This is a genomic window from Nesterenkonia sp. YGD6 (assembly GCF_022565895.1).
Classification (GTDB): Bacteria; Actinomycetota; Actinomycetes; order Actinomycetales; family Micrococcaceae; genus Nesterenkonia.
Genome location: NZ_JAJOYY010000003.1, coordinates 237,330 through 251,620 on the forward strand (window position 1 = coordinate 237,330; position 14,291 = coordinate 251,620).

At 67.9% G+C, this 14,291-nt stretch carries 12 protein-coding genes and 3 tRNA genes; 5 read left to right on the plus strand and 10 right to left on the minus strand.

Annotated features, from left to right (window positions below; all coding sequences use genetic code 11):
• Nucleotides 1-102 precede the first annotated feature (102 nt).
• The gene (locus LTI14_RS06395) at nucleotides 103-759 is read left to right on the plus strand and encodes a TMEM175 family protein (RefSeq protein ID WP_241465428.1); all 657 of its coding nucleotides are present in this window, start codon (nucleotides 103-105) and stop codon (nucleotides 757-759) included.
• A gap of 316 nt (nucleotides 760-1,075) precedes the next feature.
• Here the strand turns inward: LTI14_RS06395 and LTI14_RS06400 are convergent, their stop codons facing one another.
• A complete protein-coding gene (locus tag LTI14_RS06400; RefSeq protein WP_241476067.1) occupies nucleotides 1,076-1,561 on the minus strand; it encodes a serine hydrolase in 486 nt (161 codons plus the stop codon).
• Nucleotides 1,512-1,799 carry a hypothetical protein gene (locus LTI14_RS06405; RefSeq protein ID WP_241476068.1) on the minus strand — a complete coding sequence of 96 codons (288 nt, stop codon included), beginning with the start codon at nucleotides 1,797-1,799 and terminating at the stop codon, nucleotides 1,512-1,514. Before LTI14_RS06405 ends, LTI14_RS06400 begins: the two co-directional genes overlap by 50 nt.
• 182 nt (nucleotides 1,800-1,981) lie before the next feature.
• Between LTI14_RS06405 and LTI14_RS06410 the strand changes: the two genes are divergently transcribed.
• Nucleotides 1,982-3,547: an alpha/beta fold hydrolase gene (locus LTI14_RS06410; RefSeq protein ID WP_241476069.1), complete on the plus strand. Its 1,566-nt coding sequence runs from the start codon at nucleotides 1,982-1,984 to the stop codon at nucleotides 3,545-3,547.
• A 201-nt stretch (nucleotides 3,548-3,748) separates the two neighbouring features.
• On the opposite strand, the gene LTI14_RS06415 is transcribed toward LTI14_RS06410, so the two are convergent.
• The 6 genes from LTI14_RS06415 to LTI14_RS06440 form a co-directional block, all read right to left on the minus strand.
• Nucleotides 3,749-3,822: transfer RNA gene (locus LTI14_RS06415), tRNA-Met, on the minus strand.
• A gap of 99 nt (nucleotides 3,823-3,921) precedes the next feature.
• Nucleotides 3,922-3,993, minus strand: a tRNA-Thr gene (locus LTI14_RS06420).
• A gap of 142 nt (nucleotides 3,994-4,135) precedes the next feature.
• The gene (locus LTI14_RS06425; protein ID WP_241476070.1) at nucleotides 4,136-6,334 is read right to left on the minus strand and encodes a DEAD/DEAH box helicase; all 2,199 of its coding nucleotides are present in this window, start codon (nucleotides 6,332-6,334) and stop codon (nucleotides 4,136-4,138) included.
• A gap of 388 nt (nucleotides 6,335-6,722) precedes the next feature.
• The gene (locus LTI14_RS06430; protein WP_241465433.1) at nucleotides 6,723-7,349 is read right to left on the minus strand and encodes an MOSC domain-containing protein; all 627 of its coding nucleotides are present in this window, start codon (nucleotides 7,347-7,349) and stop codon (nucleotides 6,723-6,725) included.
• Nucleotides 7,342-8,511: a cystathionine gamma-synthase gene (locus tag LTI14_RS06435; RefSeq protein ID WP_241465434.1), complete on the minus strand. Its 1,170-nt coding sequence runs from the start codon at nucleotides 8,509-8,511 to the stop codon at nucleotides 7,342-7,344. The genes LTI14_RS06430 and LTI14_RS06435 overlap by 8 nt, the downstream gene beginning before the upstream one ends.
• The gene (locus LTI14_RS06440) at nucleotides 8,508-10,070 is read right to left on the minus strand and encodes a pyridoxal-phosphate dependent enzyme (protein ID WP_241476071.1); all 1,563 of its coding nucleotides are present in this window, start codon (nucleotides 10,068-10,070) and stop codon (nucleotides 8,508-8,510) included. The genes LTI14_RS06435 and LTI14_RS06440 overlap by 4 nt, the downstream gene beginning before the upstream one ends.
• A gap of 156 nt (nucleotides 10,071-10,226) precedes the next feature.
• Here LTI14_RS06440 and LTI14_RS06445 point away from each other — a divergent pair, with 156 nt between their 5' ends.
• A complete protein-coding gene (locus LTI14_RS06445; protein ID WP_241476072.1) occupies nucleotides 10,227-11,297 on the plus strand; it encodes a DNA-3-methyladenine glycosylase family protein in 1,071 nt (356 codons plus the stop codon).
• Between the two features lie 12 nt (nucleotides 11,298-11,309).
• Here the strand turns inward: LTI14_RS06445 and trxA are convergent, their stop codons facing one another.
• Together trxA and LTI14_RS06455 are read right to left on the minus strand one after the other, a co-directional pair.
• Nucleotides 11,310-11,696 (minus strand): thioredoxin, encoded by a 387-nt coding sequence (gene trxA, locus LTI14_RS06450; protein ID WP_241465437.1) that lies wholly within the window; start codon nucleotides 11,694-11,696, stop codon nucleotides 11,310-11,312.
• A 144-nt stretch (nucleotides 11,697-11,840) separates the two neighbouring features.
• Nucleotides 11,841-11,925 (minus strand) — tRNA-Tyr (locus tag LTI14_RS06455).
• 206 nt (nucleotides 11,926-12,131) lie between these two features.
• Between LTI14_RS06455 and LTI14_RS06460 the strand changes: the two genes are divergently transcribed.
• Nucleotides 12,132-13,499: a GntR family transcriptional regulator gene (locus LTI14_RS06460; RefSeq protein WP_241476073.1), complete on the plus strand. Its 1,368-nt coding sequence runs from the start codon at nucleotides 12,132-12,134 to the stop codon at nucleotides 13,497-13,499.
• Nucleotides 13,500-13,738: 239 nt separating this feature from the next.
• On the plus strand, nucleotides 13,739-14,227 hold the full coding sequence (locus LTI14_RS06465) for a YajQ family cyclic di-GMP-binding protein (protein WP_241465439.1): 489 nt from the start codon (nucleotides 13,739-13,741) through the stop codon (nucleotides 14,225-14,227).
• Nucleotides 14,228-14,291: the final 64 nt, after the last annotated feature.

Genomic DNA, 14,291 nt, shown 5'->3' on the forward strand with positions numbered 1-14,291 from the left:
TGAGGCTTACAGGCAGCACCAAGGGACCCGGCGGAATGCAAAGTCGGTAGACCACGGGATCCGCAACGGACAGATCGGTCGGGACGCGCGTAGAGTCACGTCATGCCGCACCGCGACCATGAGGACGCCCTCCGCCGCCGCCGCTACGGCCGGGACTCGCAGGAGTTCGCCCGGGTGCTCAACCTCAGCGACGCGCTCTTCGCGATCGCAATGACGCTGCTGGTGTTCTCCACGATGGAGGCCTCCGGGGTACGACTCGACACCACGATGGGCGCCGTCTCCGGCCAGGGAGCGGAGCTGATCGCTTTCGTGGTGAGCTTCGCGGTCGTCGCGAACTTCTGGTGGGTGCACCACCGGTTCTTCGCGGTCCTGGGGTTCGTCGAGCCGGGCCTGATCGCGATCAATCTCGCACTGCTTGGCGCGGTGGCGCTGGTGCCCTACCCGACGAGCCTGCTCGGTCGGGACCCGACGCTGCGTGGCACGGTCGTGCCGTACCTGCTGCTGCTCAGTCTGATCGCGATACTGCACCTGGGCCTGCTGCTGCGCGCAGGCGCGGTCGACGCGTGGTGGCGGCCGATGCCCCAGGGGTTGTTCCGATGGGTGGTGGCCGGGTGGGGATCGAGCACGGCCGTGACGCTGCTCGCGCTGGCGGTCTCGTTCGCGGCGCCTGTGGCCGGCCTCGTGATGCTGTTGCTGACGTGGCCAGCCGAGGCGCTCGTGCGCCGGCGAGCTCCAGATGCCTACGCGGTCTGGGGTTGATCAACCGGCTACGGCGGTCGCGCTGATCGCGCAGCGGCCCGCGTCAGAAGACGATGGTGGGTCAACCAATAGTTGGCGATGCTCGGCGAAGGTGAGCACGATGGCGGTGAATTCTCCTGGCTGGTCGCACACGCTGAAGCTGATGACCCATGCGCGATCGCACGGTCACTCGAAGGGTGAGCCCCAAGCTGGAAGCGTGCCGTGTCTACCCATGCTTCAAGGTGCTGCGGCTTCAGCGATGGCGCGGAACGCCGCGATGGTCTCGTGGTCGTTGTCATCGAAGTGATGGTCAGTGCTCGACTTGACGATCACCACCTCACGGGCGGGGTTGACGCAGATGTATTGGCCCCTGCAGGTGAGGGGCCTCTGGCGTCGTGGAGGCCTCAACCCATCCCACGGGCAGCACCTGCTGCCCGTCGCGCCTCCCCTCGTTGAGGTAGAGGCGCCCCAGGCGCAGGTAGTCCCTCGACCGAGGTGCCGGCGGCGTTGCTGAGGACCTCGGCCAGGACCCCCGTGTCGGAGCTGACGTAGTTGTGGAAGTGCCGGGCGGCCGTTCCCGCTCGAGGTTGGCGTAATAGTCGAGCATGGGCTCTTCGAGAGCGAACGCACGGAGGAAGATCATGTTGACGTCCGCAAGCGGCGAGTCGTAGTCCTCGTCGAACTCGACTCCGCTGGACATCGTGAACAGGTGGCGGATGGTGACGCCGTCGTAGCCGCTGCCGGTCAGCTGAGGGACGTAATCGGTGACCTCGTCATCCAGGCTGGAGATGTGGCCGTCTGGCGCCCATGGCGTGGCCCTCACCCTCGAACCGATAGGTCGAGGGCAGAGACTGCTCGGCGCGATCAAACTCCCAGGTGTCGTCTGCGGCGGTGACACCGGTGGCAGGAAAGATCCGGTCCCTCGACCTGAAGTTCTCCGCACGGTGGTCGTCGGCGAAGCGGGTGAAGAAGGTGCCGTACTGGGTGGTCAGCAGGTTGCGGCAGCCGCCACGATCGGCGGCGCGGGGGTCGCCGTCGCCTGGACCTCCAGATGGCACCATGGGTCTGCAGCAGTGGGTCCCCTGCAGCCGAGCTCAGCATGCGCCTCGTCCCGGTCCGCAGGACAAGGCCTTTGGTCACTTCTGGTCGGGCATCGGCCCCTGGTGGTCGTCTGTGCGCCGTCGTACGGTGGTCGTGTCAGTCGAGTCGTCCCGGATGCGGGGCGCGCAGATGGAGGACTGCCATGAGTGACACGCGCGCCACTGAGGGGCCGAAACGGCAGCGTAGGCCCCAGGCCACCTCAGGCGTCGGCGGCTCCAGCCCGCCGGCTCATGGTGTCCGGGACGGCCAGCCGTCGATCACTGTGTCGGTGGTCCTGGCGGTGCTCGTGGCCGGCGGCGCCGGACTGATTGCCGCCTGGGCAACCCCCCGCGGCCCGCTGAACGCCGGCGAGGTGCTGTGGTCGATGCTCGGCGCGCTCACAGTCGGCGTGCTCGCGGGAGCCCTGCTGCGCAGCCGGTGGAGCATGCTTCTGACCCCCGTGGTCTTCCTGACCGTGTTCGAGGTGGCCCGCCTCGGCACGGCCGGTGCCACCGTCGACGAGATCCGCCTCGACTCCCTCATCGCGGTCCTCGGCTTCCTGGCCGGGCGGGGCGTGCACGGACTGCTGGTCCTGGTGCCCATGATCCTGGGCTGTCGTCTCGGCGTCGAGGTCGCGGCCCGCCGGGGGACAGGTGGTCCGACCCGGATGACCAGGTGGGGCTGGTCGGGGGTGCTGCTGGCCGGTGTGACGGTGCTGGTGCTGGCGGCCCTGGCCGCCCGCCCCGCGTCAACGGCCCCGGTCCTCGACGCCACCGGTGAACCCGTGGAGGGGAGCATCGCCGAGCTCGTCACCGTGTCGGTCAATGGGTCAGACCAGACCCTGATGATCCGCGGCTCAGACGTGGAGGACCCTGTCCTGCTTCACCTCGCCGGCGGGCCGGGGGGCACAGACCTGGGGGCCATGCGGCTGGACCCGTCGCTGGAAGAGGACTTCGTCGTGGTCACCTGGGACCAGCCGGGGACCGGCAAGTCGTACTCCGCGATCGACCCGGTCGAGGACATGACGCTGCAACGGGTGGTGGATGACACGCTCGAGGTGACCGAGCATCTGCGCGAGCGGTTCGCCCAGGATCGGATCATCCTCACCGGCCAGTCGTGGGGCACGCTCCCAGGAGTGCTGGCCGTACAGCAGCACCCGGAGCGATATCGGGCCTTCGTGGGCACCGGGCAGATGGTCGATCTCCGCGAGACCGACCAGATCTTCTATGACGAGAGCCTGGAGCTGGCGAGCGCGACAGAGGATGAGGAGCTCGAGGCGCAGCTGATCGCGCAGGGTCCGCCGCCGTATTCGGACATGCTCGACTACACAGCGATCGTCGGTACGGAGCGAACCATCTACTCCTACCCGGAGTTCGACGGTTCGACCGAGATGACCGCGACCATCTGGGTGCCGGAGAACACCTTCATGGACCAGGTGAACGCGATCCGCGGCCTGCTCGACACGTACTCCCTGCTGTACCCACAGCTGCAGGATGTGGACCTGCGCGACGAGGCACCACGTCTCGACGTCCCGGTCTACGTCGTCATGGGTGAGCACGAAGCACGCGGCCGGGTCGAGCCGGCCCAAGAATGGTTCGCACAGCTGGAGGCCCCCGCCAAGACGTGGGTGGAGCTGCCCGCATCCAGCCACCGGGCCTCCTTCGAGCGGCCAGACGACTATGCAGCGCTTCTCCGACAGGTCCTGACCGAGACCGCCACGTACCGCTGAAGGGTCTTGAACTCCCGGGTGGACGCTGAGACGGTCCGGCTGGAGGTCTTCCCACGGGTCCACGGCGGAGCGGACTGGCGCGCACGGGCAGTTCGCATATTCGTTGCTCAACCCCTCGCTGACGCCAGCGGATGCACGTCGGGCCCCCACGCAGTGAAGCGTAGGGGCCCGACATGCAGGTCGCCTGTGCGGCGTTCTCGGTAGCGGTGGGGGGGCTCGATCCCCCGACCTCACGATTATGAGTCGTGCGCTCTAACCAGCTGAGCTACACCGCCATACCCCGACCCTCCACCCCGCCAGGGAGGAGGAGAATCGGCTTGAATGAGAAAGACCCGCGCCGCGCAATGTGCTGCGCTGCGCGGGCTCCCAATCAGAGCCCCAAGCGGGAATCGATCCCGCGACCTCAGTCTTACCAAGACTGCGCTCTACCACTGAGCTATTGGGGCAACAGCACTGAACTCTACCACCAGTTCAGCACCGTTCAAAAATCGGTCAGAGGTGAGCCGCCTCTCCCCTGACCGGGTGTCTCCGCCGCCGCAGATCGGGACCTGCGGCGGCGAAGTCCGAACCCCTTTTCAGGGGGACGATTCACTTCCAGCGCGGCTTGCGATCCTTGTTGCCGAATCGGCTGTCGCCGGATCCTGCGCGGCCGCCTCGATCGCTCGAGCCGCCCTCACGCTTGCCGGCATAGCTGCCGCGAGACTCGCCGGAGCCGCCGCGGGACTCGGTGCCGCCGGAGGGAGCGCCGGTGTCGCGCTCCATCTTCAGCAGCTCCCCGCCGATGCGGGTCTTCGCCAGGGCGGCCCACTGCTCGGAGGAGAGCTTCTCAGGCAGCTCCACGAGGGAGTGCGTGGGGCGGATGTCGATGCCGCCGATCTCGCGGGCGCTGAGCCCAGCCTCGTTGGCGATGGCGCCGACGATGTGTCCTGGGTTCACGCCGTTGCGACGGCCGACAGCGATCTTGTACATCGCGTTGCCGGGACCGGCGGTGCGCGGTCCGCGCTCACGCTGGCCGCGCTCGCCGCGATCCGGGCGATCGCCGCCTGCACGGTCCTCGCCGACCTCACGCTTGGATTCACGGACGAGCTCGTCGTCGCGCTTCTCGTCGAGCAGCAGCGGCCGTCCGTCGTGGACCATGGCGACCAGTGCGGCTGCCACGTCTTCGGCGGGAGTGTTGTGCTCCTGGGTGTAGGAGGCCACGAGTCCGCGGTACTCCTCGAGCTCTTCCGAGGCCAGGGTCTCGGTGATCCGCTCCGAGAAGCGATCGAGCCGCGAGGAGTTCACATCCGCGATGGTCGGCATGGACATCTGCTCGACCGGCTGGCGGGTGGCCTTCTCGATGGACCGCAGCATGCGCTTCTCGCGGGGAGTCACGAACAGGACGGCGTCGCCGGAGCGACCCGCGCGGCCGGTGCGGCCGATGCGGTGCACGTAGGACTCGGTGTCCAGCGGGATGTCGTAGTTGAAGACGTGGGTGATGCGCTCGACGTCGAGACCGCGGGCGGCGACGTCGGTGGCGACGAGCACGTCGATGCGGCCGGACTTGAGGTTCTCCACGGTCTTCTCGCGCAGGTTCTGCGGGATGTCACCGTTGATCGCTGCGGTGCGGAAGCCGCGGGCGGCGAGCTTGTTCGAGACCTCTTCGGTGGCCGAGCGGGTGCGCACGAAGACGATCGCGGCATCGTGCGGCTCGGTCTCGAGGATGCGGGTCAGCGCCTCGTTCTTGGCCGAGTGCTTGATCAGCACGAAGCGCTGGCGGGTGTTGGTGCCGGTGGAGGTCTTGGACTTGACCGAGACCTCGACCGGATCATTGAGGTAGTCCGCGGAGATCCGGCGGATCGCCTTGGGCATCGTGGCGGAGAACAGTGCGACCTGTTTGGTCTTCGGGGTGCGGGCCAGAATCTGGTCCACCTCTTCGGCGAAGCCCATGCGCAGCATCTCGTCAGCCTCATCGAGCACCAGGTGCTTGATCGTGGAGAGGTTCAGCGAACCGCGGGTCATGTGGTCGATGACGCGACCGGGAGTGCCGACGACGACGTGGGCGCCGCGGCGCAGGCCCTCGAGCTGCGGGCCGTAGGGGGAGCCGCCGTAGATCGGCAGCACGGTGATGCCGGGGACGCCCTGCGCGTAGGTGGCGAACGCCTCGGCGACCTGGATGGCGAGTTCACGAGTGGGGGCGAGCACCAGAGTCGAGGGCGAGTTGCCCAGCTCTCCGGCGTCGTTCGCGCGAGCCATATGGGACAGCGCCGGCAGCGCGAAGGCCGCAGTCTTGCCGGTGCCGGTCTGGGCCAGACCGACGACGTCGCGGCCCTCGCTCAGCAGCGGGATGGTCTGCGCCTGGATCGGGGACGGGGTCTCGTAGCCGAGCTTGGTCACCGACTGCAGCACCCGGGGATCCAGGCCCAGCTCGGAGAACTTCGGGCCCGTGGGCTCTTCAACGGCCTTGGGGGCCGCCTCTGCAGAGGCCTCGGCAACAGGTGCCTCAGCGGCGGGGGCGGACTCGACCGGCGCCTCAGCGGCCGGGGCGGACTCGACGACCGGTGCCGCGGCAGCTGCGGGAGCGGCCTCGACGGCCGGAACGGCCTCGGTGGTGTTCTCGGCCTCGGCGGTCGGGGCTGCTTCGGTCTCAACCTGTGCGGCCTCGGCGGGAGCCTCGGTCTCAGAAGGGGTGGCAGTCTCCGGCGTCTGCGTCGCGCCTGACTCCGTGGTGGCTGCGGTCTGCGCCGCAGCTGCGGTCTCGGCGTCGCCCGGGGTGGGCTCTGCGGAGTTGTGGTCCTGGATCGTCATGTTGACTCCTCGTCACATGTCATGCGACCGAGAGGACCCGCTGAAGATCCAGTCCCAGGAAACCTGCACAATCAACCACCGCTGCTCGAAGGGGCTGGGCGTGCCGAAAGGCAATGCACACAACCCCTGCATGGGCAGGGCAGGTTGCTTGGGTATCTAGGACGGGACTGGATCAGTCACAGGGACTCGGCCGCTTTGTCGGCTCCGGAGTCGACCCGTGGATACACACAACCCTCTACGAGCGTCCGGCCCCATGTGGATGGGGCACGCTCGGAGTCAGCAAGAGAAAACGGGATCATCCGGAGAATGCCCATTCAGTCTAGCCCAGGTCCACCCCGACTGTCGCCTTTGGAGACGAAGGTCACGTCCACGTCCCTGAGCTGGACTTTCAGTCGTCCGGTCGGGCCAGCGCCGGGCCCCGTCGCAGCGCGGTCTCCCGAATGGCGACCCCGGCACGCTCCGCGACGGCGATCACCGCGGCGCGGTCCCCGGCCTGCACGGTGCCGGGTGTGATGACCTTGAAGTAGGTGCCCGGCCGTCCCGCCGCGATGAAGCGTCTGACCCAGCCGGGCTGATCCAGCCAGCGCCCGAAGGTGGCGCAGGGGATGCGCGGGACCGTGGCTTCAAGCACCACCCGGTCCCCGATCTGCCAGCGCTCACCGGGGTGGGCGCCGTCGAGATCGATCCCGGAGAGCCGCAGGTTCTCCCCGAAGCTGCCTGACGGGATCTCCCGCCCCAGTTCCCTGGCCCACCACTGGGCGTCCTCCTCCGCATAGGCGTAGACGGCCTTCTCAGGCCCGCCGTGGTGCTGGCGGTCGGCCTGGACGTCACCATGCAGCCCCAGGGTGCGCACCTGAACCGGGCCGGAGACCGGACGCTTGTCGATCCCACTGACCCCGACCTGGCCGACGTCGTCGCGGATCAGCTGGTGCACCACGCAGACCGCGTCCACGGTCCCGGTGAGTCCCAGCCGATCTGCCGCGCCCGCCAGACAGGTCGGAGAGGACTCAGCCACGGCGCTCGAGCCCAGCGAGGGCGGTGTCGAGATCATCGATCAGGTCCGCCACGTCCTCGATGCCCACCGAGAGGCGCAGCAGGTTCTCCGGGACCGCGAGCTCGGTGCCGCGCACCGAGGCGTGGGTCATCTCGTGCGGGTAGTTCATCAGCGACTCGATGCCGCCCAGGGACTCGGCGAGGATGAAGAGCCGGGTGCCCTCGGCGACCTTGCGGGCCGCGGCCTCTCCGCCGGCGAGCTGGATCGAGACCATCCCGCCGAAGCCGCTCATCTGAGCCTTGGCCAGTTCGTGGCCGGGGTGATCGGGGAGCCCTGGGTAGAGCACCCGCTCGACGGCGGGGTGGTCCACCAGGTGCTCGGCGATGGCCTGGGCGTTGCTGCAGTGCCGGTCCATGCGCACCGCCAGCGTCTTGAGCCCGCGGGTGGTCAGGTAGGCGTCCAGCGGACCGGAGACGGCGCCCACTGCGAACTGCTGGAAGCCGATGGAGGCGGCCAGCTCGTCGTCGGAGGTGATCACGGCGCCGCCGACGACGTCCGAATGCCCGCCGATGTACTTGGTGGTGGAGTGCACCACGATGTCCGCGCCCAGCGCCAGCGGCTGCTGGAGGTAGGGGCTGGCGAAGGTGTTGTCCACCAGCAGCAGCGCGTTGTTCTCGTGGGCGATCTTCGCCAGGGCGGCGATGTCAGTGATCGACATCAGCGGGTTCGAGGGGGTCTCGACCCACAGCAGCGTCGCATCCGGCTCGGACATCTCGGCCGCCACCCGGTCGAGGTCGGTGAGGTCCAGCGGGGTGTTCGCGATCCCCCAGTCGCCGTGGATGCGGCTGATCAGCCGGTAGGAGCCGCCGTAGGCGTCGTTGCCCATCACGATCCGCTGCCCTGGCCGGGTGACGGCGCGGATGATCGCATCCTCGGCGGCCAGGCCGGAGCCGAAGCTGAAGGCGTGGCGCCCGCCCTCCAGCGCGGCCAGCTGGGTCTGCAGCGAGGTGCGGGTGGGGTTGCCCGCGCGGCCGTAGTCGTAGCCGCGACGCAGGTTGCCGATCCCGTCGGGGGCGTAGGTGGTGGAGAAGTGCAGCGGCGGCACCACTGCCCCGAAGACCTCGTCGATCTCTTGTCCGGCGTGGATGGCGTCGGTGGCGAATCCGTGGCGGTTCTCGGTCATCGGGTCTCCTTCTCCTGGGCACCTGAGAGGTGCGCAAGCAGGTCATTGCGGGTGAGCACCCCGACGATGTCGCCGTTCTCGGCGACCAGCAGGGTGGGGTTGCTCCTGAGCTTCTTCAGAATCTGCGGGAGGGTCTCGGTGATCCCGACCAGCGGCAGGTCGATGGCCAGATGGTCGGTGACCAGCTCATCGGGTGTGGCGTGACCGACGATCAGGTCCTCGGAGAGGTCGGCGACGTCGACGATCCCGTAGACCTCCCCGATCCGGGCGACCCGCCCGGGCTGGTCGATCACCGGGACGATGTCGATGCCGTAGCGGTTCATCACCGAGACCGCCTCGCGCAGGGTGGTCTGCCGGGAGATGGAGACCACCTCGGGCATCGCGGCGGAGAACAGCGAACTCTTCGCCAGCAGCACATCCCCGGCGGTCACGGTGTCGGCGTCCATGCTCGACGCGTCCCGCTTCGTGGTGCTGGCGGCGTGGTCGGCGTCGTCGACGGTCGGGTCGGCGCCGATCAGTCCGCTCTTCACCGCGTCGGTGAGCTCCGCGGAGCTCTTCACGCTGATCTCGACACCGGTGGAGTTCGAGACCACCGCGCCGAATCCGTGGTCGATCATCCACTGGTCGTTGAAGATCTTGCCCAGGTAGCCCCGTCCGGAGTCGGGGAGCACCGCGACGACGACGTCGTCGGGCCCCAGATCCTGGGCGAGCTTCAGCGCTGCGGCGACGGCGGTGCCGGATGAACCGCCGACCAGGAGGCCCTCTTCGGTGGCGAGCCGTCGTGCCATGGCGAAGGATTCGGCGTCGGAGATGGCGTGGTGCTCATCCGGGATCGACGCGTCGTAGTTCTTCACCCAGATGTCCTCGCCGACACCCTCGACGAAATAGGGACGGCCTTCGCCGCCGGAGTAGATGGACCCGTCTGGGTCAGCGACCACCACGCGCACGGGGCCGCCGGGGCGATCGGCGGAGACCTCTTTGAGGTAGCGCCCGGAGCCGGTGACGGTGCCGCCGGTGCCGGCGCCGACCACCAGGTGGGTGACCTTGCCGTCGGTGTCGTCCCAGATCTCTGGCCCGGTGGTCTCGTAGTGGGAGTTCGGCGCGGCCGGGTTGGAGAACTGGTCCGGCTTGTAGCCGCCCTCGATCTCGCCTGCCAGCTGGTCGGAGATCCCGTAGTAGGACAGCGGGGACTCTGCGGGGACACCTGCCGGGCCCACGACGACGTCGGCGCCGTAGGCGCGCAGCACGTCACGCTTCTCCTGGGCCACCTTGGGCACCGTGACGAAGACCGCCCGGTAGCCCTTCTGCTGGGCCACCAGAGCCAGGCCGACGCCGGTGTTGCCGGAGGTCGGCTCGACCACCACTCCCCCGGGCTTCAGCAGACCCGCGGACTCGGCCTCCTCGATCATCTTCAGCGCGATGCGATCCTTGATGGACCCACCGGGGTTGAGGTATTCGAGTTTCACAAGGACGGTGGCGGAGACGCCCTCGGTGATCCGATTCAGCTTCACCAGAGGGGTTCGGCCGATCAGCTCGACGACGGACTGGGCATATTTCATGCGCCCAACTCTACCGATGTCCTGAGCGGATCAGTCAGTGCCAGTCTTCTGGCGAAACTTCGCCACGCTGACCTGCGCCGGGAAAGGATCGCGGGACGGCTTATCGGGGAGCAGGGCGGCGATGCCGATGTCCCAGCCTTGTGCCACAGTGGAACCATGACCACGGCAGCGACCCCGGCGGCGCCCCAGGACGAGGTGCTCCTGGACCTCGGCGGGCCGGTGGACCTTCCCCGGACGCTGTCGGTGCTGCAGCGCGGAGCCTCTGACCCGAGCATCCGGCTCGATCCCGGCGCAGCAGCGATGACCGGCGGCCCGCGCGGGACTCCTGGCGCGGGTGCGTGGATGTGTCAGCGGATCTATGACCGATCCGGGGTGCAGCTCGGAGCGGCGACCCTGCGCTTCGACCAGAGCAGCGCCTCCACCGTTCAGGTACGGGCCGCCGCAGCCGGTCCGGGCATCGACTCTGCGGTGGTGACCGATCTCGCCGCGCGGCGGGGCGCACAGATCCTCGGGATCCAGGACAGCTGGCAGGAGACCGAGCTGCTGCTCGATGCCCTCGGAGATCAGCTCTCCGCCGCCCTGGTCCGGGTGCGCCGGCGGCATCCGGGCGTGCGCCTGCCCGCCACCGGTGGGCTCTTCGACCAGCTGGTGACGGCGACCTTCGAGCAGAAGGTCACCCATGATCAGGCGCGCCACGGGTGGAGGCAGCTGCTGCGCCGCCATGGGGAGCACCCCCCGACCTCGGTCCTGGTGCCGACCCCGCCCTGGATGCGGCTGCCGCTGACCGGAGCGCAGCTTCGGCGGATCCCCTCCTGGGAGTGGCATCAGCTCTGGGTCCAGCCGGCCCTGTCCAGGACCATCCAGCTGGTCGCTGAACGCGCCAGGACGATTCACCAGCTCAGCGCGAACACCGGCGTGGAGACGGAGTCAGTGGCCGATCTGGGTCTGCGGCTGCGCTCGATTCCCGGGATCGGGGAGTGGACGGTCGCCGAGGCGCTGCAGCGCTCCCACGGGGCGGCGGATCTTCCCTCCGTCGGGGACTATCACCTGAGCAACTTCGTCGGGGCCGCGATGACCGGTGCCCGCACGGACGACGCAGGCATGCTCCGCCTGCTGGCGCCCTATGCGCCGCACCGACAGCGCGTCATTCGACTGCTGAAGCTCTCGGGCTTCAGGGATCAGAAATATGGTCCGAAGCTGACCCCGGCGGATCACCGGGATCGCTGAGGCCTGGAGAGATCAGGCCTGCGGCTTCGGGTCCTGCTCGGCCTGGTCCTCGGCGATCTGCTTGTGCACCTCGGTCATGTCCAGGTCCTTCACCGCGGTGATGACCTCGGTGAGCTGCTCGGCATTCAGCGCGCCAGGCTGGGAGAAGACCAGGACCTTCTCGCGGAAGGCCATCAGGGTCGGGATCGAGGTGATGTTCGCTGCGGCGGCGAGCTCACGCTCGGCCTCGGTGTCGACCTTGGCGAAGGTGACATCGGGGTGCTGCTCGGAGACCTGGGAGTACACCGGGGCGAACTGCTTGCAGGGACCGCACCAGTCGGCCCAGAAGTCGACGAGCAGGATGTCGCTGTCCTCAAGGGTCTGCTGAAAGTCTGTCGTGGTCAGATCAGTGGTAGCCATGCCTCGCCACCCTACGCGAGCAGCGGCGCCTTGTCGGCCTCTCCCCTGGTGACGCGGGGCCACTTAAGCGCCCAGCGGAACCTGAGCAGGACCGACGAAGAAGGACGGTCCGGATCTTGTGATCCGAACCGCCCTTGAACTATGTGGTGGCAGATGAGGGATTCGAACCCCCGTAGGCGATGCCAGCTGATTTACAGTCAGCCCCCTTTGGCCGCTCGGGTAATCTGCCGTGCAACCACACGAAACCTCCCGAAGCAGATTTCGACGCCCCGTAAGAGGCACCCCATTACTTTAGCGACAACACTGGAAATTTTCGAATCCGACTGCATCACAGGGAGTAGGGTTGACTCCACCATCCACGCGTGCGTGGTGGCCCCGTTCTGATCATCCGCACTGGTGCAGGTCCGTACCCAGCACCCAGCATCAAGGAGCACCGTGGCCGATATCGAGGCCGAGACACTGGCTCGACACCTGAGTGAACGCAGCCCCAGCGGCATCGCTGAACAGGTGCGGGAGCTGATCAGCGCCGGGACGCTCAGCGGAGGGATGCGTCTGCCCACCGTCCGCGACCTTGCCACGGAGATCGGCGTCAGCGTCGGCACCATCGCCCAGGCCTGGAGCCTGCTGCGGGAGTCCAACCTGGTGGAGACTCGCCGCCGCGGCGGGACCCGGATCGTGGAACCCGGCGACGTCGGCGGGCCGAGCTTTCGGAGCTGGTCCGGAGTCGACCTGCTGCACTGCAGCCCGGATCAGCGGCTTCTGCCCTCCTTGGAGGAGGGCATGGTGCGCAGCCTCAAGCAGCCGCAGCTGCACAGCTGGAGCCGGGAGCACATCCTGCCTGAGCTGCAGCGCGCGGTGGAGAAGAAGCTCGGACACCCGGCCGAGGGCCCCCGGGCACGCAGCTTCGCCGCCGTCTCCTCCGCCACCGAAGGCCTCTGGCTCGGGACCAGGTCCGTGACCAGCAGCGGTGACCTGATCGCGGTGGAGGAACCCGCCTCCCCCGGCTACCTCTCCGTGCCCAAGAGCCTCGGCCTGCGCACCATGGGGGTCCCGGTGGATGAACACGGCCCGGTCCCCGAGGCGCTGAAGAAGGCACTCGACGCCGGTGCCGTCGCGTTCGTGCACAGCCCCGGCGGCGCATTCTCTCCGCGTCACATCCTCAGCACTGACCGCACCCAGGAGCTAGCGGCAGTGCTGGAATCCTCACCTGAGACCGTCATCATCGAAGAGGACCCGCTGGGCCCGCTGGCTGAGATGGACCCCTTCACCCATTCGTTGGACGCCCTCCTGCCCGAGCGCACCCTGCGTGTCATCGGCTTCGAACGCGCCTACGGCATGGACCTTCGCACTGCGGTCATGTCCGGCCCCAAGCGGCTCATCGCCGGGGCGATCGCCGAGCGCTCGGGCGGAGTCAGCTCGAACAGCCGCATCCTGCAGCACACGCTCGCCTTCCTGCTGCGCGATCCAGCTGCCGGTCGCCGGATCAACAGCGCCAGGACGCGCTACGCGAATCGCCGCAGGATGGCGCTCGAGGCCTTCACCGACGTCGGGCTCACCGCCCACGCGGGCCCGGCAAGCTGGGCGATCTGGGTGCAGGTCCCCGATGAGCGCACCGCAGCGCTCACGCTCAGCGCCCAGGGGGTCGTCACCGACGTCGGAACCAGCTCACACATGACCGAGCAGCCCACCGGGCTGCTGCGCATCTCCTGCGCCCAGCTGCCCGAGGACAAGGAGCTGCTCGATGGTCTGGCCCAGCTGGTGCTCCACGCCACCGAGGATGGCCTGAACTCCACCTTCGTCTGAGGAACGTCGCTTGACTCAAGACTCCGGGATCTGTTTTCAGAGCCGAACCTGGAGTCGTTCTTCATAGTGTGCGACCGCAGAAGAGGCGCTGTCCTGCCGGAGCGGCACCGCGGCCCAGGCCCAGATGCGCTCTTCCTCCGCGGCAGGAGCTGAGTCACCGTCGGAACAGTCCACACCCGCTCGGCGGTCCATCACGATTAGACTCAGCGGCACATATCCATGCCGATCAGGAGGTACACGTGGCTAAGGACTCAACGTTCGACGTCGTCTCGAAGGTGGACAAGCAGGAGGTCGCCAATGCGCTGAACCAGGCCCAGAAGGAGATCGCTCAGCGCTATGACTTCAAGGGCACCGGTGCAGAGATCGACTACTCCGGGGAGAAGCTCCTGATCAAGGCGAACTCCGAGGAGCGGGCCAAGGCCGTGGAGGACGTCTTCGGCTCGAAGCTGGTCAAGCGCGGCATCTCACTGAAGTCCTTCGACTCCGGAGAGCCCTACGCCTCCGGCAAGGAGTTCCGGATCGAGGGCACCATCAAGGAGGGCATCGACCAGCCCACCGCGAAGAAGATCACGAAGCTCATCCGCGATGAGGGCCCGAAGACCGTCAAGGCCACCATCCAGGGTGACGAGCTGCGCGTGACCTCGAAGTCCCGCGACGACCTGCAGGAGGTCATCGCGATGCTGAAGAACTTCGACGACGCCGACCTGCAGTTCGTCAATATGCGCTGACCCTCACCCCACACACCAAAAAACCCCGCTGATTGAGTTCTCCGGTGGATACGTATCCACCGGA